We start from the raw sequence: 24391 nt of genomic DNA, 5'->3' as shown, positions 1-24391 counted from the left end.
GCTGGGTTTTGGATCATGGAATTTGAGTGGGATGAATATAAAAATCAAAGTAATCTTGAAAAGCATGGGTTTGACTTTGCTGATGCATTTCGAGTTTTTGAACTACCGATGGTGATTGAGTTTGATGATCGTGAAGATTACGGAGAAGATCGCTACATTGGTATTGGGCTACTGAGTGGGCGGGTCGTAGTTGTTGTCTACACAGAGCCTGATGAGGAAACAGTTCGCATTATCTCCTTACGAAAGGCACTCTCTTATGAACGCAGACGCTATGAACAATACCTCAAAAACCGATTGGGATAGGATCGACGCGATGAGCGATGAGGATATCGACACCTCTGATATTCCACCTCTTTCGGAAGATTTTTTTTCCAAAGCACAATTGCGAATGCCCAAGTCACCGACAAAAGTATCAGTTTTAGTCGATCCAGACACACTTGCTTGGTTTCAGGCACAAGGAGAAAGCGCTGAACAGCAGATGTCTGTGGCGTTAAGAATTTATGCTGAGGCACACAAAGCTCATTTATATCAGTAAGCAAAGTGAGCATCATCCAACAGGCTAACAATCCCAATGCAGCGGACAGCGGACAGTTGACAGTGTATCGGTAGTGAGTTCGAGGTTGATTGCCGCCGCTGATTGGGGTCGTTAAATCTTATCAAGGTGGGGATGTGATGTTTTTGGAGACAATGCCTACCTTTCAACAACATTGGCAGGCTGAGGAAAGTTTACCCGCTTTCCAAGAGCGCGATCGCGCTATGCTCAATCTGCCTGAGAGCCGCGATCATCGATAGAATGAGGAAGTAGCAATGACTGAGGTGCTGGAGCGGGCGATCGCCTTTGTTACAAGCCTTACCTGAAAGTGAGCAGAACGCAATTGCTTCGCTCATCCTAGAGGAAATTGAGGATGAGCGTCCCTGGGATAACTCATTCTCCCGGTCGGATTTTCCAGCATATTGTAGATGTCGGGGAAGACCGCGTTTGTACTAGCATCATTGTGGCGTGTGAACTACGATTTGGAGTGCTTAAGAGTGGTTCCTCCCGTCTGGGACAGCAACTAGAACGCATCCTTCGCGAGGTGAGATAGGTAGACGCGGACTTCTGGTACTCCCATCTCTCTGGGGTGGTGTTTTTGGTGAAACAAGATGAAGTCTCGGATGTAATAGAGATAGAACTTCTCAGTTTTGGGACTCAGATGCCGGAAGCGGATGGCTTGGCGCACGCGATCGAGAAGTTTGGGCGATTGAGGCACTTCCATGACAGGACTTGCGCTAAAAGACGACGAAAACGGGTGTTATCCCGCACGTGCGGGATAACTCATAATATCGGAGTTAGACCGCCAGTGCTTGACAACATCCTCCAGGGGTGAGTTATCCTGCAATTGCGGTCTAATATATAGTTATATGCCCCCCTCCACAGTCAAAGATGAGGAACAAAGAGGAATACATCATCTATGAACAATTACCTGGCTTTTAACTGTAACGATCAAATATTTGCTAGTGCAGGAGATGACGGATCGATAAGACTTTGGGATATTAATAAAGGGCAAGATCAAAATAGTCAGTTACTCTCTGGACATGATAAATCCGTAACGTCGGTCAGCTTTAGCCCCGACGGGAAATTACTTGCTAGTGGCAGCAAAACTATAAGAATATGGAAACTGATCTAGGTAAAAATGAATTAGTATGCTAGTCCTGAGTTACCCACATATTGAGAAGCCAGAGAATCAGCCTGCAAGATTACAACGATTGCCACGTGTTCGAGTCGCACAGATTGTCATGGATTATCTTGCCTACGGTTGGTCTGTAGAGGAGATCTGCCGACAGCACCTTTACTTAACCCCCGCCGAAGCTCATGCGGCAATGGGCTACTATTTTGACCATCAGGAAGAAATTGACCGAGAAATCACCCAAGAATGGGAGCAGGTGCAAACTAGCGTAACTCAAGTAGCTAGATCACCCTTTTATACCAGAATGAAAGCTAGAGGGCTGCTGTAAGTGGCTATTGCTTTGTATATGGATGTTCACATTCCCCAGGCTATTACTGATCAGTTGCGTCGTCGAGGTGTAGATATATTGACGGCGTTTGAAGATGAATGTCAAGAACTCCCTGATGATCAGCTTTTATTAAGGGTGACTCAACTTAGTCGAGTTCTTTTTACCCAAGACATTCGATTTCGCGTTTTAGCCGAAACTTGGCAAGTAGAAGGAAAGCAGTTTTCTGGACTGATCTTCGGTCATCAACTTGGAGGTACAATTGGTCAGTTTGTCAGAGATTTAGAATTGATTGCCAAAGCCTCAGAACCCGATGAATGGATGAATGCAGTTGAGTACATCCCGTTCAAGTGAAAGATAAAGCACATAACAACCCCCTTGCAGCGGACGGTTGAAAGATATTGGTGGAGATGCAAAGGTTACTAGCCGCCGCTGAAGGGGAACGTTAAATCTTATCAAGGTGGGGATGTGATGTTTTTGGAGACAATGCCTACTTTTCAACAACATTGGCAGGATCAGGGGAGTCTGCCCGCTTTCCAAGAGCGCGATCGCACTATGCTCAATCTGCCTGAGAGCGGCGATCATCGATAGAATGGGGAAGTAGCAATGACTGAGTTGCTTGAGCGTGCGATCGCCATTACAAGCCTTACCTGAACGTGAGCAGAACGCAATTGCTTCGCTGCGGAGATAGCTCATGCTCCCGGTCTCCCGATATTCTTATTGACAACTAATGTAGGATTGGTTAGTATGACAGTGAAATCCTACTAGACTGTCGCGGGCAGCTTACGGCCATGAGTAAGAAAGTCAGTATAACCTTGGATGACGAAGTTCTAGATTTTGTAGATCGGCTAGCAAGCAATCGTAGCAGCTTTATAAATGATGTCCTCTGGCAAGAGAAGAGAAGGATTTTTATGAAAGAGCTAGAAGATGCTTATAAAGATCAGGCTAATGACCCGGAGTTCCAGGAAGAAATCTCTGTCTGGGATGTTACAGTGGGCGATGGTTTAAATGCCTAACGGAAACTTAACCTACAAACGAGGAGAGATATGGTGGGTTGATCTAAAACCTGTTATTGGTCATGAAACCGATAAAAAACGCCCTTGTTTAATTTTGCAAAATGATATCGGCAACCAAAATGGGACAACAACAATAGTTGCTCCTTTGTTGCCTGGAACAAAGACTTATCCGTTCGTTGTGAATATTACACCAACTACACAGAATGGACTTGATAGAGATCGGCACATCAACTTAAGTCAAATGAGGGCTGTAGATGCTCAGAGAATTAAGCATAAACAGGGTACTTTGGAAGAAGTTTATTGGGAAAAAATCGAGAAAGCAGTATGGATTGAGCTTGGTTTCAGTTTAGCGTTCAAATCCTCGTAGCTCGCCTAACAATGTGATGTTTTTGGAGACAATGCCTACTTTTCAAAAACATTGGCAGGTTCAGGGAAGTCTACCCCCTTTCCAAGAGCGCGATCGCACTATGCTCAATCTGCCTGAGAGCCGCAATCATCGATAGAATGGGGAAGTAGCAATGACTGAGTTGCTGGAGTGTGCGATCGCCTTTATTACAAGCCTTACCTGAAAGTGAGCAGAACGCAATTGCTTTGCTGCTGGGATAACTCATTCTCCCGGTCAGATTTTCCAGCATATTGTAGATGTCGGGGAAGACAGCGTTTGTACTAGCATCATTAACGGCTGTTATCCCGCACGTGCGGGATTAACACCCATAATATCGGAGTTAGACCGCCAGCGCTTGACAACACCCTCCAAGGGTGAGTTATCTTGCAGTTGTGGTCTAATAAATAGTTAGGCGGCATAATTTCAATCAGTTAGTATCTAAAAGCTTACAAATTAACTGTGGGTATCGATAACTCCGTCCATGAACGCTTAGTTCAACTACTCCAGCAATCTCCTAGCCGAGAATGGATAGAACAGTATCTCGATTTAGTGAAAGAAGTTATAGACTTAGGGAAATTCGAGAACGATGATCCTCGACTTGTTTTATCATTAACGCAACGTAATAACTTCCCTGTGACCATCAATAGGAGATATGTTCTATCGGGGTTTCGTAAAGGTAAGCCGTTAGTAGGCTTTACTGTACCTTATGACTTTGAAAACCTATCTAAATTAATAGCTCGATCCGAACCTCCAGAATTTAGTTCACATCAATGGAAACCTCATCCTGGAGAAGTTGCAGAAAAATGTCCTTATTTTCTTGCATTTGAAGGTTTCCCTGCAAACCTATTAACACCCAAACAGAAATCTGCTTGGAAGCAAGCTGTCTTAGCTGAAATAGGTCGCTGTTCCAAATCCCCTTATAAGCATTTTCACGAACCACTTATCTATAAAGTGGTCGTTGACTTAACTTTTAGAGTCGCCTTTCTTGATGAAATTTTTCAAAAAAAGGAAAATGACAATGCAATCTACAGGAGCATTTTTAAGGGTCTAATCTATGAAAGGGACAATCGTAGTCCTCCTGATGCTCGAAGGCAGGCACAGTTTAAGATTGGCTGGGAGAATGCCGCTCTATCAAGAAGAGCCTATACAGATGAAACTTTAAATTCAACTCTTACTTGGAACAATTTAGGTTATCATTTTGGACTGCAATTAGGAAAGTGTTCTGACTCAGAAATTCAGGCAGCTTACAATTTTTTAGCTCAAGAATATCAAATTAATTCTTCTGGCTCAAAGATACTGAATCTCACTAATATCTATCCTGATGAGGTGACTTCAGAAGAAGTTTTTCGAGAAGGGGCAGTGCGTCAAGTCTCAGTTAATGCCTATGAACGAGATTCAAAAGCACGCCAGAAATGTATTGATTACTATGGCACAAGTTGCTCAGTTTGTAGTTTTAACTTTGGTGAGTTTTTTGGAGAGCTAGGCGAAGGCTTTATCCATGTGCATCATTTACGCCCTATTTCAGAGATTGGTGAAGAGTATGAAGTTGATCCTGTAAAAGATTTACGCCCAGTTTGCCCAAACTGTCACGCTATGATTCATAGTCATCGTCCTCCGTTAAAGATTGAGGAACTTCAGGCACTATTGCATCGAGCTAAGGTTCAACCAATTTCAGGCGAAGATGCTTTAGCGCAAGTCAGAGGGCTGATTGAGCCATGAGGTATGTATTTCATCCTGAAGCGCTGAATGAATACCCCTAAGCCAAGTTGTTTGTGAAACGTTGCGTAGCAAAGGGACGGGGCTTTAGACCCAAAATCTTGGATAAAAAGATTATGATGGAGTCTATACCTACAGATACCCTCTAGATCGAATGCCAACAACCCATAGGAAAACACTATACGATGTAGATTTTGCTCTTTGGATTGAGGCAACTATTGAACAGCTAAAAGCACGCCATCTGGAAAACTTAGATTGGGACAACTTAATCGAGGAGATCGAATCCTTGGGTAAACGGGATAAACGAGAGTTAGAAAGCCGTTTAACTACCTTGTTTGAACAAGCTTTAAAGCGGTCTTATGTTCCTTTAGATGACTGTTATAGAGGGTGAAAAGTTACAATTAAAAGAGCCCAAAAAGAGATTCAAAAAATTATCCGAGATTCTCCGAGTTTAAAACAGTATTGTGAGCAAATTAAAGATAATTACTATCAAGATGCTGTGAACAATCTAGTGGATGAGTATGATGTTAAGTTTCCCCAAATTTGTCCCTTTTCGACGAATCTTGAGCAGGTTTTAACCGGAAAATTTTGGTAATGCCAAATTGAACAGACTTGAGGGCAAATCGAAGAAACAAAAGTTAGTGAGTCAAACGCCTAGATTCCCCCTCGGAGCAGACTTTCTCCGCCAGCCCTATACACTAAATTGACTTAGAGAATCGTTGCTGTTGTTGGGGGAAGTAACTATCAAAAACAACGGCAATATTACGAATGAGTAAGCGCCCCACAGAAGTTACTTCTAAATGGTCTTTGTATAACCGAATTAGACCATCTTTTTCTAAAGGTTCAAGATTGACTAACTCTGTAGTAAAATAATCATCAAAGTCCAACTGATGCGCTTGGGAAAATTCCTGCTTATCCACCCCAAAGTGACACATTAACTCCATAATCAGGGCGCGACGAATCTTGTCATTTTGATTTAAAACAACGCCTTTTTCAATGGGGAATTGCCCTGCTTCTACGGCACTATAATAACTTTTGAGGGTCTTGTGATTTTGGATATAAGCATCTTCTAACATACTGATGGACGTTAACCCAAAACCAAATAAATCCATGTCGGGCTTAGTGGTGTATCCTTGGAAATTGCGGTGTAAATGCCCTTCTTTTTGAGCAATGGTTAGTTCGTCATTGGGTTTGGCAAAGTGATCCATGCCAATGAAAGTATAGCCGTTATGGGTCAGTTGTGCGATCGCCGACTGGAAAATCCGCAGCTTCTCGGCCGTGCTGGGTAAGGCATCCTGGGGAATTTTCTTCTGAACAGGTTTTAACCAAGGCACATAGGCAAAGTTAAACACCGCAATCCGATCGGGATCTAACTCAATGGTTTTCGCAATGGTTTGTTCAAAGGTTTGTTCCGTTTGATACGGCAAGCCATAAATTAAGTCTACATTAACACTTTCAAACCCCGCTTCACGAATCCAACTCATGACATTAAATAACATCTCTTCCGGTTGAATCCGATTAATGGCCGCCTGCACTTGGGAGTTAAAGTCTTGAATCCCAAAACTAATGCGATTAAAACCTAAATCTCGCAAAAATAAAATGTAGTTGCGGTCAATATACCGAGGATTCACCTCTAAGGAAATTTCCGCTTTGGGGTCAAAGTGAAAATGTTGGTTAATTTTGCTCCACAATTGCTCAACATGGGCAATATTTAGATAGTTGGGAGTTCCCCCACCCCAATGGAGTTGTTCCACCGGACGATCAGTGTCCAAATAGCGCGTTAAATGGTCAATATCTTGGGACAAATGCTGAAGATAAGGATTGACCACCTTCTCCTGTTGTTGGGTGACAATCACATTACACCCGCAGAAATAACAGGCCGTTTGACAAAAGGGAATATGGAAGTAGAGGGAAATCGGAGAGGAACGCTGATTACTCCGTGCGATCGCCTGCATACAATCCCCACTCGTAAACTGGCTGTGGAGTTCCGTTGCCGGAGGATAACTGGTATAGCGGGGAGTCGGACGATTGTAGCGGTTGATCAAATCCGTGTCAAATTCAACGGGAGTTAAGTAAGACTTCATAAGGGTTTCTCTGAATTTATCTGAATCGCTGTTTTAAAAAACTGTCGAGGCACAACCGGATCATTCACGGCTAGACTCGACTGCATACATTTGTCTGAGCATATAATAATGTGACCAACTAACCAGATTTTGTTTTAATTCTTAACAAAGCTTGCTAAATGACAATGGCTATGAAAATATAGTCTCACCCGTTTGAACGTTTGGTTATAAATTTAAGAACTGTTACAAGGTCACTATGGCAACTGCTACCATCGAAGAATTGAAACCCGGCATCAAGGCACCGAGTCAAGAAACCCTGCTCACTCCGCGCTTCTATACGACGGATTTTGAGGCGATCGCCAACATGGACATTTCCGCCCAAAAAGACGAACTGGAGGCAGTTCTGGCGGAAATGGAAGCCGATTATAACTGTCATCACTTCCGCCGCACCGAAGAATTTAAGCAGTCGTGGGATCATATCGACGAAGCCACCCGCGCCTGTTTCATTGACTTTCTGGAACGGTCTTGTACCTCCGAATTTTCCGGTTTTCTGTTATTTAAAGAGATTTCCCGGCAAATTAAAGACCGTAACCCCCTATTATCCAAAGTTTTCCACCTCATGGCCCGAGATGAAGCCCGTCACGCGGGTTTTCTAAATAAAGCCATGAGCGACTTTAATATTTCCCTTGATTTACAATACTTAACCAAAAACCGGACTTATACCTTCTTTAAACCGGAGTGGGTTATTTACGCCGTGTATCTTTCGGAGAAGATTGGCTACTGGCGCTATATCACCATCTACCGTCATCTAGAACAACATCCCGAACAGCAATACTATCCCCTGTTCAAAATGTTTGAAAGCTGGTGTCAAGACGAAAACCGCCACGGGGATATTTTCAACGCCTTATTGCGATCGCAGAAATCCATGTGGAACACTTGGCGCGGTCGTCTCTGGAGTCGTTTCTTCCTCCTCACCGTCTTCGCCACCCACACCCTCACCGTCCATGAACGGGCTGATTTTTACGAGTCCATTGGTTTAAATGCCCAAGAATTTGACCGTCACGTTGCCCGCAAAACCAACGAAACAGCCGCCCGGTCTTTCCCAGAAATTCTCGACGTAGACCACCCCGAATTTTTCCCCCGTTTAGAAAAATGCGCCCAACGTCATGAAAAAATGCAGCAAATTGAGCAAAGCAACGCCCCCAAATGGCTCAAAACCCTGCGCAAATTGCCCCTAATGGCCGCTATTTTTGGGGATTTAGTCCGCTTATACTTCATCAAACCCATCGACGCTGAAGCCCTACGTGGCACGGTTTATTAATAGGAAACAGGGGAGAGGTAATAGGTAATAGGTAATCTTGACAATTTAAGCTTGTGTGCATTTTGTCAAGTCCCATATATAGCGTCCAATAAATTGGACGACACTCCCCCTTGTTCCCTGTTGCCTATTCCCTATTCTCTATTCCCATCTTAAGCCTTGCCAAAACATCAGGAGGGGGTACATTTCCGGCGACAACTTTTTCAAACAATGCTACATTATTCGGGGACTCAAAATAATCCAACTTGTACCCCAATAACACAGAAGCATAACGTTCAATGCAACGTCTATCTAACTCCTCCAACTCTTCCGAAACCAAACGATGAATCACTTGTTTCCTTAAAGTGAGAGGATTTCCCTGCTCATCTAAAAAACACTCACTTTCTAATAGTGCATTAAAAATATGCTGTAACTTGCTTTTAGAAAAATTAGGTAATTTTTCTAAGTCTAAATCATCAAAAATAAGAGCTTTCAGTTCAATTACATTGCGAGGTGTGGGGTCATTTTTCCACACCTCAAGCAGTTTTTCAATCACCACCCGGCGCTCTATACTGAGAGGCCGCAATTCCTTCTTATTTAAGAGGGTAATAAATTTTTGTTCCTCTTGGCTGACTGGGAAACTTTGAGGGGACACTGGAGAAGTAGAAGGTTTCACCACAGTTAGTTCACTTACCGTGATATCACTTTCTCCCTTTAATGTTTTGGCAATGACTTCCGTGAAATTATTTTCGTTTAAAACCCGGATATTGTGCAACTTAGAATTACCTTCTGCCTCATTTTCAGGAATATCTAAAATGACAATAAAAGCTCGTTCTGGTTCAACTTTTAAAGTCGGTCGCAGTTGAGAATATTTTACAATATGCCTTTGAAAATTGCCCGTTTTACACTCTATCCACAACGGCATATCTTCAATTAAGAAGAATAAATCTAACTCCCCATTATTACTCGTAGGTAATCTGATTTGAGGATTCATGACACATTCATACTCTAAAGATAGTTCTTCTAAAAGTGCTGCTACTTTTAAAAAGACAAAACGTTCAAACCATTCCCCTGAAAAAAAGTTCTGAAATTGGGGCGTTCTTTGAGGTGTGGCATGGATAACTTTATTATTTTTATCGTACCAATAACTCTTTAAAAAAGCGTATTTCTCCAGTTGATTGCCAAAATGGGTACAATCTCGAATCTCTTGTTCACCTTTACCCGAGAGATCCACTCGAAAAGGAGTCTCTTTGGGGACGGTATGCTTAATCCTTCTATAGAAGGTCTTGATCGTAGAGTATTTATTCCCTAAAAGCCAAGCAATGCGATTAAAAATTAATTCTGTATCTTGAATTTTTTGGTCTTGATTATTTTTGTAGTTTTGAATAGTAATCCCTTGATCTGTTAGCCAATTTAAGGCTTTTTGCGGGACAGAAACCGAGAGATTTGAGATTAAAACAGGCTCATCTGGAGGGGGAAGAACCGGAGGAATCATCAGTTTGTCTCCGGGGGATTCCTCTTCTCGCTTTTGGCTAGAGTCTGGCGTGATGAGGGTGGGGGTTTGATTTGGCTCTTTGTGGATAGCGGAGAGTAATTCCTTTTGCAGCGTTTGGCTGAGGTCTTGGAAGTGTTGATGTTGTTGTTCTACGATCGTTCTCAGACGGATGATAGAAACGCCTGCTGTGGCTCCACTTGTTACCCCTACCAACAGCCCAGTTTTCGGGGAAAGACTGACACCATAGGCGGCTGTACCCACTGCAACACCAAGAATAACACTCCAGACCCCATCGGAAAGTTTTTGCCGCATTGTTTACTATCAAATCACCAACTTGTGGATTGGCTAGACCCGGAACATCAGCCAATATCCCCCATTGTCTACATCAAGCTGTCCCAAAGGGGAGGTCACTTAAGGCTATTTTAACAAAAATGTTGCGGAATTCCCCTTCCTCGCTTGCAGGGAGGGGATGGACTTGACCACTAACTCCCAAAGCGAAAACCAAGCTAAAAAGGGCTGTGTTGCCAGAGAAAATTTGGGTCTTAGGAACTAGGACTTCTGCCTGGGGAGGGAAGATAAGACTCGCTATATTTCGGTATAGAAAGCACTTCCCATTGAATCAGGAAGCTCCATCCTCGCGCCTCGGCAGGGTGGGGTAGTTCACCCTAATGTTGGGAAGAGGGAACAGGAGAGGGGGAGCAGGGGAGCAGGGGGAGTTGATAACTTTTGCCTTTTGCCTTTTGCCTTTTGCCTATTCCCGATTCCCGACTCCCGACTCCCAACTCCCGACTCCCGACTCCCCGTTCCCTCAAACCCCAACTAGACCCAGCCTTTAATTTCCACATCCGTTAGGGGTTTTTCTAGCTTAGAATACTCGCTCTTGGTGGCGGTGAGGATATGCTGCATTCTGACGGGTTCCCCGGCATCTGCGGCTAAAAAGGCGGCATTTAAGGCGATGTTGCGAATATTCCCCCCGGCCACACTAAGACGGGCGAGTTTTTCGGGGTTGATGCCTTCGGTAGGGGTATTTTGGGGAAAGACTCTGCGCCAAATTTCCGCCCGTTGGTCACTATCGGGGAAGGGGAATTTGACGGTGAAACGAATCCGACGGAGGAAGGCCTGGTCTAAAGCGTCTTTTAAGTTGGTGGTTAAGATGGCTAAACCGCGATAGGCTTCCATGCGTTGTAATAAATAACTGACCTCAATATTAGCGTGGCGGTCGTGGGAGTCTTTGACTTCAGACCGTTTGCCAAAGAGGGCATCGGCTTCATCAAACAGGAGAATTGCGCCCCCTGTTTCGGCGGCATCAAAGACGCGGCGGAGGTTTTTCTCAGTTTCGCCAATATATTTACTAATGACGGAACTTAAGTCAATGCGATAAAGGTCGAGTTGCAGTTCACTGGCGAGAATATCGGCCGCCATGGTTTTCCCGGTGCCACTGGCTCCGGCAAAGAGGGCGGTAATGCCTAATCCTCGGCCGCCGTTGCCCCCAAAGCCCCATTCTTCATAAACTCTGGCGCGCTGTCGTACATGGGCGGCGATTTCCCGTAATACGTCTTTCTGGGTTTCGGGGAGGACGAGATCATCCCAGAGGGAATTGGAGGTGATGCGCTGGGCGAGGTCTTCGAGACGGGGGCGGGCTTGGCTGCGGCAGGTTTGCCAGAGTAGGTTTTTAATGGTTTGGGGGTCGGGTTGGGTGTTTTGCAGGTGTCCGACGGCGCGACGACTGGCGGCGCGGATGGTGGGGGCGTTGAGGTTAAATTGTGAGACAAGGCTATTTACGTGGCCGTCGAGGGTGTGGGCGAGGGGGCCGAGGGCTTCTTGCCAGAGGGTGCGCTGTTCGCTGCTGGTGGGGCGGTGGACTTCAAAGGTAAGGAGGGGGCGGGAGTGGGGGGGGCGGCGATCGCGACTTAAGACGATGAGGGGGCTTTTCAGGTGTTCAATGAGGTAGGTGATGGCATTTTCCCGGCTGCTTTCGTTGGGGTTGCTATCCTCACAGTCTAACACTAATACACTAGAACTGAGTAGGGCTTCTCGTTCCCAGAGGCGGGTGAGTTGGGCGAGGTCTTGGGGGGCGGTGGGTAGGAGAGGGGCGGGGAGGAGATAGGGGTTGAGGTTGAGGTGTTGACAGGTTTGGGTTGCGATCGCCTGTTTCCCCGCCCGATCTTCTCCACAGAGTTGGATGACCGGATAACGCTGGTTTTGTTCCACCACCGGACGAGAGGAGGAGGGCGCCCCCATCCCCTGCCAAACCTCCAGCAAACTCTGGGCTAGGGTTTGTTGAGAGGGAACTAAAATCCCCCGCTCTTGCAGGGGTTGGACTAATCCCATCAGGGGTTCATCAAGGTAGGGCAATCCTAACAAATGGTGCAGAATCCGCTCATCAATCCGCAGGGGACTGGCGGTGAGGGCTTGTCCTTTCTCGACGTGAATCAGTCGCCAACGTCGCAGGGGCGCTTCTGGGGTGAGGGCTTGCCAATTGGGGTTCGGTAGGGCAGCGAGGGCAAGGCTAAAGGTGGGATAATTGCGCTGGGGATCTCCTTGGGCGGCCGCACAGAGGGGACTCCAAGTAGATTCTAGTTCAATCCCCGCACAGAGTAATAAAAGATCCCGTTCAAAGGAGTCTAACCCAAACAGATAACAGACTTGTTCAAGGTTCGTGAATTCGGCGAGGGTAAGTTTTAACAGGTAGGTGGCGAGTTGGAGATTAAAGGTCAGACGGGTTAAAATCGCCGATTTGGTATAAAGACGAAACCCCCCTTTTCTCCCTTTCCCAGAAGTTCCCCCCCCTTTCCAAGGAGTGCCAACACTTCCCCCCCCTTCCCAAGGAGTACCAACACTGTCCCCCCCTTTCAAAGGGGGGCTAGGGGGGATAAAACCAACCCCCTGAATCCGGCGCTCTAATAGCTGCCGGATCCGGAAAAGGCGATCGCCTAAATAACTGCGATTAATCTCATGACCCAGCATAGTGAACTACCCAGTTAAGGAACAATTAGGGAGGGGGCGATATATTGACGGAAGGTGGGACTATTTTCATTCGTGTCAACTTGGAGCGGACTTTCGGCACCATCAATCATCACCCGCACTAAATAACCCCCCGGGGAAATGTCCCGCACCGTCACCGTCACCTGACGACTCACCTCGGCCCGTTGGGGGGCTTCAAAGAGGTATTCTGACACCTCATTTTCTCCCGTTGCCTGTTGATTCAGCACCAAAATAAAGCGCTGCTCTCGACCCACTAAAACATCGAGTTCTACGGTGACATCTCCTGAACGGGGATCATCCTCACTGCCCCGAATATTGTCAAGGGTTACGCTTTGAATACTAGGACGGAGGATAAACCCCACTACATTGGATTCGACGGTTTTAATAGGAGGAGGAGTAGGTTCTGAAGCACCGGAGGGAGGGGGCGGAGGGGTTTCCTCGGGGGGAGGTTTGGGGCCAGAAAAGAGGGATTGACGTTGGGGGCGAGGATGAATGATTTGCACACTTTGCAATCCTGCCCGGAGACTGTCCCGCACCACAGAATTTAGGGGTAAAACGGCCTGTTTTTCGCTAATCCGTTGGGGGGTAATCAGTTGTCCAGCGATTTTAACTTGTGCGTTGGTATAGGCTAAATATTTGCCATTAATTAACAGGGTGCTGCTGGTGACAATGGGTTCATAGCGCCCTCGGTGGGAGATGACGGACTCAATATAGGGGCGTAAATCCGTGGGGGCGGCACTGAGAAGGCGATCGCGCACAGGTAAAGGCATAGCGGCCGGTTCTTCCCCATCAATCAAGACCACCGTCACTTTATAGGCAATCGAGAGCAAATAAGGAGCCTGAAAAAAAGTCCCCCAAAGGTTTGATAACTCGTCTAATTCAAAGGTCAAGGAATCAATGCGAATCTGTTCTCCCTGTTCTGCTAAATCCGATGTCACCAAAAAGGGATAACTGCCATCCCCAATGGTGTCCCGAATCATGCGCCCCGTTAATACAGATTTATCCTCTAAGGTGCGAATGGTACTCCCTAAAAGGCGTTGGGGTTCAAGTTCTACATCATTGCCATAAAAACTAATTAAATAAAACAAATCCAAGGGCGCTTGAGACTTCACCACCACCTCAGCCCGTCGTTGTCGGGCGGGTAACACATTATTCGCCCAAACGGGGTTCGGTGTGACTTGATATAAGAACACATTCACCCCTGATTCTGGCGCACCACTGCCCAAATTGTCCGGCCGTACCGTAGTGACTCTCGCCCCTTCTACATCGCCTTGAATCGCCGACTGGAGGAGTTTCTGGAGTGTAGCTGTTACGGTTGCGATCGCTAAATAATTACTCATAATTTTTCACGAAGAACGGGGAACGGGGAACGGGGAATCGGGAGTCGGGAGTCGGGTGTCGGGAGTCGGTGTAGGGGCGCAATGCTTGCGCCCTAGGGAGTAGGGAATAGGGAGTAGGGAATAGGGAGTAGGGAATAGGGAATAGGTGATAGGGAATAATTATCAATTCTCCCCTGCTCCCCTGCTCCCCCTCTCCCTCTCTCCCCCTCTCCCCTGCTCTCCCTCTCCCCCTGTTCCCTATTCCCTGTTCCCTGAAGAAAGGGAGTCGGGAATAAGTCTTAATTCCTCGTCTCCCTCTCCCCTCTCCTCTCTCCCCTGCCCCCCCCGTTCCCCATTCCCTATCCCCCTTCCCTGTTCCCTATTCCGTAACCCCCACTCGCTCAAACTCCTCACAGGCAATTTCTAACTCCTCAATACCCAACTCCGCCCCATCCGCCTTAACATCCGAACACTTATAACTCACCGGCCAAGCCCGCTTAAAATTAAACCTCGCCCCCTCCTTAGAACTCGTTTTATAAATCACCAAAGAACCATCCCGGCGTTGTTTCGCCCAGTTCCCCTCCTGCACCACCTTAATCCAATTCCACAGCGTTTGAGACGTTCTTAAACTGCGCGTCAACGTGAAATTACTCAACTTTACATAACCCGGCATTTTCGTCATAACAATTCGCCCCTGTTTCGCCGCACCCCACCCCAGAGGCGTAACTTCAGGAATTTCTACCAACTCCTGACTATATTTAAACCCCTTACACTCCTTAAAATAAGCGTCTACGGGGTCTTGAGAACCATCTAATTTTAACTCAACATAAAACCGGGAAGTTGTCAGGATTTCTGTGAATTTTGAGTCGGTCATAATCAATAATTAGGGAACAGGGAACAGGGAATAGGGAATGGGGAATAGGTAATAAGGAATAGGTAATAGGTAATAGGGAATGGGGAACAGGGAATGGGGAATAGGGAATAAGGAATAGGTAATAGGGAATGGGGAATGGGGAATGGGGAATCGGGAATAGGGAATCGGGAATAGGGAATAGGCAATCTTGACAAGTTAAGGCTCAACTTTAGAAGTCAAGGTGTCGGGAGTCGGTGTAGGGGCGCAATGCTTGCGCCCTAGGGAGTCTTCTCCCAACTCCTGACTCCCAACTCTCGGACTTATTCAGCAAGCCCTCAATAACCCGCCTACTTCCGAGGAGCAACATTCATCGTGCTACCACCCGGAGGCATTCGATTCAATCCCGCATGGGCAATTTCCACCGTTTCCTTAAACATATCCGTACTATCCGCAGAAACCGGAGTAGAGGTATATTTCGCCGGAATCGCATCCCGGAGATTAAACCTTGCCCCTTCCTTCCCATTTTGGGCATAAAAAACCAGCGAGGCACTCGCCCGGTTTTTCTCCCAATCTGTACCGCCCCCATCCATTGAGGTGGGGTGAACAGACTTGTACCATTGCTCTAAAATGTCATTCTCCCGCGTCACCACAAATTCCAGCGTAATATTACTTTGAGTCGTTCCCGCTACGGTAATTTGGGTTTCACTTTTTGCCCCTTTACTCACACCAAGAGACTCCCCTTCTGCGGCCGCTTCTAGGGTAATTGTCACCCCACTCACTTTAGACACTAACAAGGTTTGACTATTCCCAATCGCGCCCCCACTCAGTTCAAAATAAAATCGACTTAGGGTTAAATATTCTGGGGTATCCGGCATATAAAGAACTCCTACAAAACTAATAGAAAACTATCCCAACCAAAGGCAACTCATCGGAAATACTCAAAGGTTTGGGGGGATTTGTTGGGTTTCGCTGTCGCTGCACCCAACCTACAGCAACCGACAGATAGTATGGTTTTTGGTATGTCACCTCATTCTCACTTAAATCTGAGTAAAAATGCAAAATATACTCACTCAGATTTAGGCTTGAATGACCCATTAAGACCCTAATTTACTAAACTGTTTGACAATTTTTTCACAGACAAACTCGTAGGACTCAACCGCTAATTCTCCCCCCGTACAATCTGCATCGGTAATCGAATAAGTCTTAACCCAAGCATTAAAAAAGTTCCAGCGTAGAATTTCGGTTTTCCCGTCTGGGTCGTAGACAATCACAGAACCACTTCTGCGACTTCCTGCCCAATCTCCATTCCCTCCGTCACTGGTGGGCATGGCTTGATTAAACCAGTTATACATCACCTTACTTGAACTATCTTCTGCGGCACAAAGATAAGCTTCTACAGTCATAGTTGGGCTAGAGTCAAAACCCCCGGAACTGGTTTGACGGTTACTTCTGCCCTGTTTGGTCGATTCTAAGGGTTTTTCTCCCCCAGTGACTTTAGCTTCATAGCTCACTTCTGTCACACTTTTAATCGGCAGAGGCTTTGCATCTAACCCCGTAAATTGAATGTAGAACTTACTCGCATTAGTGGTTCTTGTGGCCATAAATCAATACTCCTGCTTTGGGGAAGTTGAATTAAGAATTGATAATTGATAATTGATGATTTTCCCAGCTAATTTATTTAACCTTCATCCTGTCCAGTCCATTGACTAAAGCGGAAGATGACAAACTCTGCCGGACGCACCGGAGCAACCCCCACTTCTACATACAAACGACCCAGAATCATGGTGTCGGGTGTGTTCAGTTCTTCGTCACACTTCACATAAAAGGCCTCACTGGGGGATGCACCCATTAACGCCCCTTGCCGCCATAATCCGGTCAGGAAGTCGCTAATCGTGCGAGTAATCCGCGCCCAGAGGTCTTCATCGTTGGGTTCAAATACAGCCCATTGGGTGCCGAGTTCAACGGATTTTTCGATGTAACTCATTAAGCGACGGACGGGAATATAACGCCATTCGGTGATTTCCGGCTCAACTAAGGTTCTTGAACCCCAGATGCGGATACCTCGGTTGGGGAAGGTGCGAATGCAGTTAATCCCAATGGGGTTCAAAAGTTCTTGTTCCCGGAAGTTGCAGTCATAGGTTAAGCCCGTAACCCCTCGGGGGACTTCGTTGGCGGGGGCTTTATAAATGCCCCGGGTTTCGTCGGTGCGGGACCATACACCCATGACGTGACCACAGGGGGGAACCGCAATGGGTCGTCCTTGGTTGCGGGGATTGGGTACCAGAACCCAAGGATAGTACAGGGCGGCAAATTGGGAGCGACGGTTAAATTCTTGGGTTAACCATTGGCTCACATCTTGGGGTTTGTAGAGGTCGGGAGGAGTGTCTAAAACAACCATCCGGTTGGGGGGGTTGGGAATGTCCCCAGAGGCGGCTCCCTCGCACATACTGACCATTAAATCCATGATGCCGTGTACTTGGTCAAGGTTGATCAAGTTGGCTTCATAAGCCCGCATGAGGTCGGGACAAGCCAGAATGGTGATTTCGTCAATTTCAAACAGACCTTGAACCCCGGTTCGGTCGTCTCGAACGCCTCGCACGCTGTCGTTAAAGCGTTCGGCACTGGGGACGAAGGGGGGCGGACTCACTTCGTACATTCCGTTACTGGGACGACGTGCTAAGGGACTGCCCAGTTGGGAGAGGTCTGTCACCAGTAAGCTGGGGGACTCTTGGAAGGCTGTCACGACATAATCCGCCACTTGGGGATCTGTTTCGGGATTCATGGTCAGGTGATCATACCGTTCTAGTTCGGTATCCCCATCCATGACGATGACGCGGAAATATTCTCCGGTGTTATCGGGGAGAGGGCTTTCTCCTTCGGGGGTTTTGGGGGTGCTGTCGTTAATCCGAACCCGGAGAGAGGGGGTCGGATGGGCTAACATCTCGTTGTAGGAACGGGGAGTGATGCTGCTGCCGTTGCCGTTCCCGTTGCTTCTAGACTCGTCAGAACGCAGGGAAAAGCGCAAGCTGGGGCGTTTGCGGCGGTTGTTGACTTGGGTTCCGGTTTCTGCGAGGGCGGGGGCGGGGGTGCCGGGGAGTTGAGTTCCAATGCTGGTAATCCAACAGCGTCCGCCTCCGTTGAGGAACCAGCCATAGACGGAGAAGGGCAGGTAGGCGTTAAAGTCGGTGAAGCCGTCGGAGTTGGGACGACCAAAGTATTGTAGGTATTGGTCCCAAGTGGTGACTAACATCGGTTTGAAGGGTTCAGCCCCGCCTCGGATATCTTCGGTAAAGCCAACAAAACCTGCGATCGCCGTCGGAACACCCTCAATGGGACGACTTCCACGATTGACTTCTTCAATATAAACACCAGGTGCGAAATAATCGAGTCTCGCCATAATTGCTCTCTACCATAAATTTAAAGTGGGCTATGCAACTTCGGTTCCAGAAATCAACTCATCAACCGATTTCAGGGGTGACTGGTCAAGGATGAGGGAGCATGAATTCTAAGGAATTGTCCAGTAAAACAGGAACAGATATCTGGCTAGCAGGCATCGTCACGGTGACACAGAGGGCAGGACGCAGAGGCAAATCCAACGCTTTCCACAATTCCACCCAGTCCGTCTCTAGATTGACCCTCAAGGGTAATGCCCGAAAACCGGGGATACTGGCATCTAGAAAGGGGTGGGGAATCTGAGCATAACGCAAAAATAAAGTTAAGCTTTCAGAAAGCAATTGTTGCGCGCCCAAGGCCGTATAGTCGTAGGTACTAACTAAAAACGAAACATCAAACCAGAGGACTCCCTCCTGCCCGACTGTTTGAGTCGTGGTCATCTGAGGCGAGTCTTTTTCTGTTAAAGGGGGCGGATTCTCTGCGTTGTCCCCAGCTTTCTCTGTGGCACGAAGATCATAGAAGTATACATTGACTCCTCGGGTCATGGTTTGGGGATTCTCCGGTCGGTGAAAACTGATTTGCTCCACACTGTCGAGAGAGGTTCCGGCGACCAAAAGATGGGCTAGGGCTTGGGCAACGACTGGAATCATGGTGCCAGATAGATTAAGGTTGCATACCCTTTACCTTAAGGGCAGGGGCAGAATCTGGTTATTAGACTTTGGTCGAAAGCTAATCTGGCCTCTTCTGCTCTCCGGTTGTGTCTTGGGGGGAGTCCCGTCAATTCCTCTCAATTGAACCTCTCCTAAAATCCCCTTTTCGGCACGGCAGCACAGGCGTTTCAGCCGAATTAGGGCAGATGTCTAATGGGTTGGAGAAGATGGGGAATTAAGAAGATTTATTAAGAAAAAACAACATCAAGCACCGGAACAGAAACAAAGTGAGCAAGCACCGAAAAATCAGGATATCTTTTAGGATATCTAGGGGGGTGCCATTGAATCTTGATCGCCTTTGGCTTGATAACCCCAGAAGCGACTAATGAGCTCAGCTTTAAATTATCCGTTTTATCGCCTTTCCCCGTCTGATGAGGTACAGATTTTTTAGATGATCTGTTCCGGGTTCTCTCAAACCCAGAACTAGGAATCTGCGCGGGAATTGCTATTTTTTTAGAACATGACATTAATTTAACTTTGAGGTCATGATTAAAATGCAAATCGAAGACAGAAACTATAAAGTTGCGGATTATCTTGCTCGTTCCCATGATTTTTACAGTTTAAATAAGTATAAACTTGTGATGCAATGGCTTCCGAAGCAAGAGAATTTAAAGGTGTTAAATGCTGGTTGTGGTTCGGGGGAAATGAATCTGCTCCTTGCTCAAAATCCTTCTTGGCAGGTGGAGGCTATAGATATTGATCCAGAGGCGATTTCTTTATCAAAACAGTTAAAAGAATACACCGGGTTACACAATCTTGAGGTTTTTCACTCTAGTATTGAAGATTTTCAGCCAACAGTTTGTTATGATATTATTGTGTCTAATGATGTTTTAGAACACATTGAAGATGATGTTAATGCTTTAAAAATATTGTCTTCTTGGTTGAAGCCGGGGGGCTATTTATGTATCTCTGTCCCGGCGTTTCAGTTCTTATTTGGGTATCATGATCGGATGTTGGGTCATTATCGGCGATATAGTCGCCAGTCATTGGTGAATCGTGTGGCTGAGTTTTTACAGGTGCGTCGAGTTCGCTATTTTGGCTGTGTTTTAATTCCGGTTGTGTTGTTCTATAGCACTTGGTTACAGAAACCCTATCCGGTGCAACAAGTGCAGAAGAAGTCTTTTTTGCTTGAGTGTTTACAAAAAATGCTGGCTTGGGAGGTGCGTTATGGGAGTCCTTGGGGGATTTCTTTGGTGCTTTTAGCCAGAAAGCCCGATTGAAAATTCCCCCTGTGAAGGGGGAATTAATCCTGTTGAGGAGGGTTATTTGCGGCCTAGTAGATATAATCCTGCAACGCTTTCACGCCTAATGGTTCAGTTTGCAGGATGCGAATCGCGGATACGGTGGCTTTGGCTCCGGCTAGGGTGGTAATTAGGGGGATTTTGTAGGCTAAACAAGTCCGACGGATTAAGATGCCGTCTTCTCGTGCTTCTTGACCGGAGGGGGTGTTGATAATCAGTTGGATTTGCTCGTTTTTGATGGCATCCAAGACGTGGGGACGACCTTCATGGAGTTTTAGCACTAATTCAGCTTGAACGCCCTGTTCTTTCAAGACTTGATAGGTTCCGGCTGTGGCAATGATCTTAAAGCCGAGTTCGATAAAGTCTTTGACGATGGGGACGACGAGGGGTTTATCTCGGTCGTTGGTGGAGACAAAGACGGTGCCGGAGAGGGGGAGTTTTTCCCCGGCGGCGATTTCGGCTTTGGCAAAGGCTTTACCAAAGGTTTGGTCAATGCCCATAACTTCCCCGGTGGAGCGCATTTCTGGCCCCAGTAAGGTGTCAGCGCCGGGGAATTTATTAAAGGGCAGGACGGCTTCTTTAACGGCTACGTGACGCAGTTGGGGTTCTTCGGTAAAGTTCAGTTCTGCCAAGCTTTGCCCGGACATGACGAGGGAGGCCATACGGGCTAAGGGAACTCCGGTGGCTTTGGAGACGTAGGGGACGGTGCGGGAGGCGCGGGGATTGGCTTCTAGGATGTAGACGGTATCCCCTTGTACGGCGTATTGAATGTTCATTAAGCCGACGACTTTGAGGGCTTGGGCAATGCGCACGGTCCAGCCGCGAATGGTGTCTAGGGCGGTTGGGGAGAGGGAGGTGTAGGGGAGGGAACAAGCGGAGTCGCCGGAGTGGATGCCTGCCTGTTCGATGTGTTCCATGATGCCGCCGATCACGACTTGTCCGGTGTGGTCGGTGATGGAGTCTACATCAACCTCTACGGCGTTTTCAAGGAATTTGTCAATTAGGATGGGGTGGTCGGGTTCGACTTGGACGGCAAAGGTCATGTACCGTTCTAGTTCTTCGTCGGAATAGACGATTTCCATGGCTCGACCGCCGAGAACGTAGGAGGGACGCACGACGACGGGGTAGGTGATGCGATTGGCGATCGCCAGTGCCTCTTCATAACTCCTAGCAATCCCATTGGGCGGTTGTTTGATCTCCAATTCATGGAGGATTTTCTCGAACCGTTCCCGATCTTCGGCGATGTCGATGGAGTCGGGGGTGGTTCCCCAGATTTGGGTGGAATGATAGGTTTCGAGGAATTTTTGCAGGGGAACGGCTAACTTGAGGGGGGTTTGACCGCCAAACTGCACAATGATCCCCTGGGGACTTTCGGCCTCAATGATGTTTAAGACATCTTCTTTGGTTAGGGGTTCAAAATACAGGCGATCGCTGGTGTCATAGTCGGTGGAGACGGTTTCGGGGTTGGAGTTGACCATAATTGTTTCAAAACCTGCGTCTCGTAAGGCATAGGAGGCATGACAACAACAATAGTCAAATTCAATCCCTTGGCCAATACGGTTGGGGCCACCGCCGAGAATCATCACTTTGGCGCGGTCAGAGGGGAGAACTTCGGACTCGGAACGCTCGTAGGTGGAGTAATAGTAGGGGGTGGTGGCGGCAAATTCTGCGGCGCAGGTGTCCACCATTTTATAGACCGGAATCACGCCTAGTCCTTTACGGTAGCGGCGGACTTCATCCTCATTAGTTTTGGTAGCAACGGCAATCTGGCGATCGCTAAATCCTTGCTGTTTGACCGCCCACATTTGATCGGCTGTGATTTCAGGCAGGGAGGTTTGTTTCAAAAACCGTTCAGTCACTAACAACTGAGACAATTTATCCAAAAACCAAGGGTCAATAGCCGTCAACTCAAAGATTTCTTCTACCGTCATCCCTAACTTCAGAGCATCGTAGATGCCGAAAACCCGCTCTGGGTTGGGAGTTCGTAGGGTGGCGCGCACTTGAGAGAGCGTGGGGAGGGTTTCAGTTCCGTAGGAATCGCAACCAAAGCCAAAACGCCCCGTTTCCAGCGACCGTAACGCCTTTTGGAACGACTCCTGAAACGTCCGTCCAATCGCCATCGCCTCGCCCACGGACTTCATCTGAGTGGTTAACACAGGTTTCGTGCCGGGGAACTTCTCAAAGGCAAAGCGGGGAATCTTCGTCACCACATAATCAATGGTCGGTTCAAAGGAGGCTGGCGTTTGTTTAGTAATATCGTTCTTAATCTCATCTAACGTATAACCCACCGCCAACTTGGCCGCAAACTTAGCAATGGGGAATCCCGTCGCCTTAGACGCTAAGGCCGAAGAGCGAGACACCCGGGGGTTCATCTCAATCACAATCACATCCCCATCCACCGGATTCACGGCAAACTGAATATTAGATCCCCCGGTTTCTACCCCAATTTCTCGAATAATCTTAATCGAAGCATCCCGCAGGCGTTGATACTCCTTATCGGTCAAGGTTTGCGCCGGAGCCACCGTAATGGAATCCCCCGTATGAACCCCCATCGGGTCGAAGTTCTCAATACTACAGATAATGACCACATTATCGGCTAAATCCCGCATCACTTCTAGCTCGTACTCCTTCCAACCCAACAAGGAGCGCTCGACCAGAATCTGACTCACCGGAGACGCATCAATCCCCACCTGAGCCATTTCCTCATACTCTTCTTGGTTGTAGGCAATACCGCCCCCTGTTCCCCCTAACGTAAAGGCTGGGCGAATAATTAAGGGATAAGAGCCGATTTCTTGGGCAATTTCCCGCGCTTCCGTTAAATTATGAGCAATCCCGGAAGGGCAAACTCCCACCCCAATTTTCTGCATCGCCTCTTTAAACAACAGACGATCTTCGGCCTTCTCAATCGCGTCCAACTTCGCGCCGATTAACTCCACCCCGTAGCGTTCCAAAACCCCCGTTTTCGCCAGAGTCACCGCCACGTTTAACGCCGTTTGCCCCCCCATTGTCGGCAATAAGGCATCCGGGCGTTCTTTCGCTAAAACCTGCTCCACAATATCGGGAGTCAACGGTTCAATATAAGTGCGGTCTGCCGTTTCCGGGTCCGTCATAATGGAAGCCGGGTTAGAATTTACCAGCACCACCTCGTATCCTTCCTGACGCAAGGCTTTACAAGCTTGGGTCCCTGAGTAGTCAAACTCACAAGCTTGGCCAATAACAATCGGTCCAGAACCGAGGATTAGGATCTTTTGTAGGTCTTCGCGACGAGGCATAGTGATTATCAAGCATAGGGTTTTTTGTCCAGATTATTGTATAGCAGGGATTTGGCTTACCCTCGGTTTGCTCCAAATCTTTTTAGCTTAGAGTCCATTAGGTTCAGATCAGGCTCTAGATTATGAGTTCTTTCCTTCCTCCTGCTTTTGCCGAGGACGAAACCAACGCTGAGGTTGCCAACTCTGGATGACCATATATGTCCCAGTACCAATCATGAATAACACGCCTAAACCATTGAGCAATACATAAATTGGCTCTAAAATCGGACCGAGATATTCTCCCTCATGAATCGTCATTAGCCAATGGACTTGATCCCGGGATAAACCCAACCAGCTTTTCCCTAGGCGGTAGCTGATCCCCGTTAGTGCGGTAATTAAAAAGGGCAAAATAATAATGGGCGCTAGGGTGCGGTGCAGTTGACGAAATAGACGTTTATTCATAAAAATCTCCGAGGAACTCCGTCGTCTTGTGGGTAGGGGTATTGATTTTTAATCCTAGATGGAGCTTGAATATGACATCAAGCCAAAAGCTGTTTTTAGCCAAAATTTGCGCTAGGATGCAGAAATTGACAACAAATCAAGGTTTACTCCTCAAAAAATCTTGGTCAGCAATACGCTGATTCCCTTGTTGCGCATCCATACCATATTTAATCT

The 24391-nt window shown here is 47.2% G+C and carries 24 protein-coding genes and 2 pseudogenes; 12 read left to right on the top strand and 14 right to left on the bottom strand.

The window, feature by feature from the left end:
* The first annotated feature begins 15 nt into the window (after positions 1-15).
* The 3 genes and pseudogenes from SPI9445_RS0114410 to SPI9445_RS32145 form a co-directional block, all read left to right on the top strand.
* Positions 16-303 carry a BrnT family toxin gene (locus SPI9445_RS0114410; RefSeq protein WP_017305467.1) on the top strand — a complete coding sequence of 96 codons (288 nt, stop codon included), beginning with the start codon at positions 16-18 and terminating at the stop codon, positions 301-303.
* Positions 257-535, top strand: coding sequence for a BrnA antitoxin family protein (locus tag SPI9445_RS0114405; protein WP_026079799.1), 279 nt, complete (start codon positions 257-259; stop codon positions 533-535). Before SPI9445_RS0114410 ends, SPI9445_RS0114405 begins: the two co-directional genes overlap by 47 nt.
* A 370-nt stretch (positions 536-905) precedes the next feature.
* Positions 906-1070 (top strand): annotated as a pseudogene (locus SPI9445_RS32145) (PIN domain-containing protein); the annotation flags it as partial.
* On the opposite strand, the gene SPI9445_RS28625 reads toward SPI9445_RS32145, so the two are convergent.
* Positions 1056-1256 (bottom strand): site-specific integrase, encoded by a 201-nt coding sequence (locus SPI9445_RS28625; protein WP_202803701.1) that lies wholly within the window; start codon positions 1254-1256, stop codon positions 1056-1058. The pseudogene SPI9445_RS32145 and the gene SPI9445_RS28625 overlap by 15 nt on opposite strands.
* A 195-nt stretch (positions 1257-1451) precedes the next feature.
* Between SPI9445_RS28625 and SPI9445_RS32140 the strand changes: the two genes are divergently transcribed.
* The 7 genes and pseudogenes from SPI9445_RS32140 to SPI9445_RS31420 all read left to right on the top strand — a co-directional run bounded on the left by SPI9445_RS32140 (position 1452) and on the right by SPI9445_RS31420 (position 5704).
* A complete protein-coding gene (locus SPI9445_RS32140; protein WP_017305463.1) occupies positions 1452-1667 on the top strand; it encodes a WD40 repeat domain-containing protein in 216 nt (71 codons plus the stop codon).
* Between the two features lie 16 nt (positions 1668-1683).
* Positions 1684-1995: a DUF433 domain-containing protein gene (locus SPI9445_RS0114390; RefSeq protein ID WP_017305462.1), complete on the top strand. Its 312-nt coding sequence runs from the start codon at positions 1684-1686 to the stop codon at positions 1993-1995.
* Complete coding sequence (locus tag SPI9445_RS0114385; protein WP_017305461.1) at positions 1996-2346, top strand: DUF5615 family PIN-like protein; 351 nt, start codon at positions 1996-1998, stop codon at positions 2344-2346.
* A gap of 437 nt (positions 2347-2783) precedes the next feature.
* A complete protein-coding gene (mazE, locus tag SPI9445_RS0114375; protein WP_017305459.1) occupies positions 2784-3008 on the top strand; it encodes a type II toxin-antitoxin system MazE family antitoxin in 225 nt (74 codons plus the stop codon).
* Positions 3001-3375: a type II toxin-antitoxin system PemK/MazF family toxin gene (locus SPI9445_RS0114370; RefSeq protein WP_017305458.1), complete on the top strand. Its 375-nt coding sequence runs from the start codon at positions 3001-3003 to the stop codon at positions 3373-3375. Before mazE ends, SPI9445_RS0114370 begins: the two co-directional genes overlap by 8 nt.
* A gap of 477 nt (positions 3376-3852) precedes the next feature.
* Positions 3853-5112, top strand: a complete 1260-nt coding sequence (locus SPI9445_RS31140; RefSeq protein ID WP_017305457.1) for an HNH endonuclease — start codon at positions 3853-3855, stop codon at positions 5110-5112.
* Between the two features lie 151 nt (positions 5113-5263).
* Positions 5264-5704 (top strand): annotated as a pseudogene (locus tag SPI9445_RS31420) (DUF29 domain-containing protein).
* A gap of 103 nt (positions 5705-5807) precedes the next feature.
* Here SPI9445_RS31420 and hemN read toward each other — a convergent pair.
* The gene (gene hemN / locus SPI9445_RS0114355; protein ID WP_017305455.1) at positions 5808-7193 is read right to left on the bottom strand and encodes an oxygen-independent coproporphyrinogen III oxidase; all 1386 of its coding nucleotides are present in this window, start codon (positions 7191-7193) and stop codon (positions 5808-5810) included.
* Between the two features lie 235 nt (positions 7194-7428).
* On the opposite strand from hemN, the gene acsF reads away from it, so the two are divergent.
* A complete protein-coding gene (gene acsF / locus SPI9445_RS0114350) occupies positions 7429-8493 on the top strand; it encodes a magnesium-protoporphyrin IX monomethyl ester (oxidative) cyclase (protein ID WP_017305454.1) in 1065 nt (354 codons plus the stop codon).
* 124 nt (positions 8494-8617) lie between these two features.
* On the opposite strand, the gene SPI9445_RS0114345 is transcribed toward acsF, so the two are convergent.
* The 10 genes from SPI9445_RS0114345 to SPI9445_RS30615 form a co-directional block, all read right to left on the bottom strand.
* Positions 8618-10276 (bottom strand): hypothetical protein, encoded by a 1659-nt coding sequence (locus tag SPI9445_RS0114345; RefSeq protein WP_017305453.1) that lies wholly within the window; start codon positions 10274-10276, stop codon positions 8618-8620.
* Positions 10277-10629: 353 nt separating this feature from the next.
* On the bottom strand, positions 10630-10809 hold the full coding sequence (locus SPI9445_RS25660) for a hypothetical protein (RefSeq protein ID WP_017305452.1): 180 nt from the start codon (positions 10807-10809) through the stop codon (positions 10630-10632).
* Positions 10784-12931, bottom strand: coding sequence for an ATP-binding protein (locus SPI9445_RS0114335; RefSeq protein WP_017305451.1), 2148 nt, complete (start codon positions 12929-12931; stop codon positions 10784-10786). Before SPI9445_RS0114335 ends, SPI9445_RS25660 begins: the two co-directional genes overlap by 26 nt.
* A gap of 14 nt (positions 12932-12945) precedes the next feature.
* Positions 12946-14289, bottom strand: a complete 1344-nt coding sequence (locus tag SPI9445_RS0114330) for a Pvc16 family protein (protein WP_017305450.1) — start codon at positions 14287-14289, stop codon at positions 12946-12948.
* 358 nt (positions 14290-14647) lie between these two features.
* Entirely contained in the window at positions 14648-15142 is a 495-nt protein-coding gene (locus SPI9445_RS0114325; protein WP_017305449.1) for a phage tail protein, read from the bottom strand.
* A gap of 326 nt (positions 15143-15468) precedes the next feature.
* Positions 15469-15996 (bottom strand): phage tail protein, encoded by a 528-nt coding sequence (locus SPI9445_RS0114320; RefSeq protein ID WP_017305448.1) that lies wholly within the window; start codon positions 15994-15996, stop codon positions 15469-15471.
* A gap of 219 nt (positions 15997-16215) precedes the next feature.
* Positions 16216-16722: a phage tail protein gene (locus SPI9445_RS0114315; protein WP_017305447.1), complete on the bottom strand. Its 507-nt coding sequence runs from the start codon at positions 16720-16722 to the stop codon at positions 16216-16218.
* 77 nt (positions 16723-16799) lie between these two features.
* Positions 16800-18518 carry a phage tail sheath family protein gene (locus SPI9445_RS0114310; protein ID WP_017305446.1) on the bottom strand — a complete coding sequence of 573 codons (1719 nt, stop codon included), beginning with the start codon at positions 18516-18518 and terminating at the stop codon, positions 16800-16802.
* Positions 18519-18603: 85 nt separating this feature from the next.
* Positions 18604-19164, bottom strand: coding sequence for a Pvc16 family protein (locus SPI9445_RS27670; protein ID WP_017305445.1), 561 nt, complete (start codon positions 19162-19164; stop codon positions 18604-18606).
* A gap of 248 nt (positions 19165-19412) precedes the next feature.
* Entirely contained in the window at positions 19413-19772 is a 360-nt protein-coding gene (locus SPI9445_RS30615) for a hypothetical protein (protein WP_164674436.1), read from the bottom strand.
* Between SPI9445_RS30615 and SPI9445_RS25650 the strand changes: the two genes are divergently transcribed.
* Positions 19710-20444, top strand: a complete 735-nt coding sequence (locus SPI9445_RS25650) for a methyltransferase domain-containing protein (RefSeq protein ID WP_017305444.1) — start codon at positions 19710-19712, stop codon at positions 20442-20444. The genes SPI9445_RS30615 and SPI9445_RS25650 overlap by 63 nt on opposite strands.
* Positions 20445-20497: 53 nt before the next feature.
* Here SPI9445_RS25650 and carB read toward each other — a convergent pair whose 3' ends face one another.
* Complete coding sequence (carB, locus tag SPI9445_RS0114295; protein WP_017305443.1) at positions 20498-23737, bottom strand: carbamoyl-phosphate synthase large subunit; 3240 nt, start codon at positions 23735-23737, stop codon at positions 20498-20500.
* A 120-nt stretch (positions 23738-23857) separates the two neighbouring features.
* On the bottom strand, positions 23858-24178 hold the full coding sequence (locus SPI9445_RS0114290) for a PepSY domain-containing protein (RefSeq protein WP_017305442.1): 321 nt from the start codon (positions 24176-24178) through the stop codon (positions 23858-23860).
* Between the last annotated feature and the right edge of the window lie 213 nt (positions 24179-24391).

It is taken from the genome of Spirulina subsalsa PCC 9445, assembly GCF_000314005.1.
Classification (GTDB): domain Bacteria; phylum Cyanobacteriota; class Cyanobacteriia; order Cyanobacteriales; family Spirulinaceae; genus Spirulina_A; species Spirulina_A subsalsa.
Note: the sequence above shows the minus strand (reverse complement) of the source record. Positions and strands in the feature narration are given on the sequence as shown.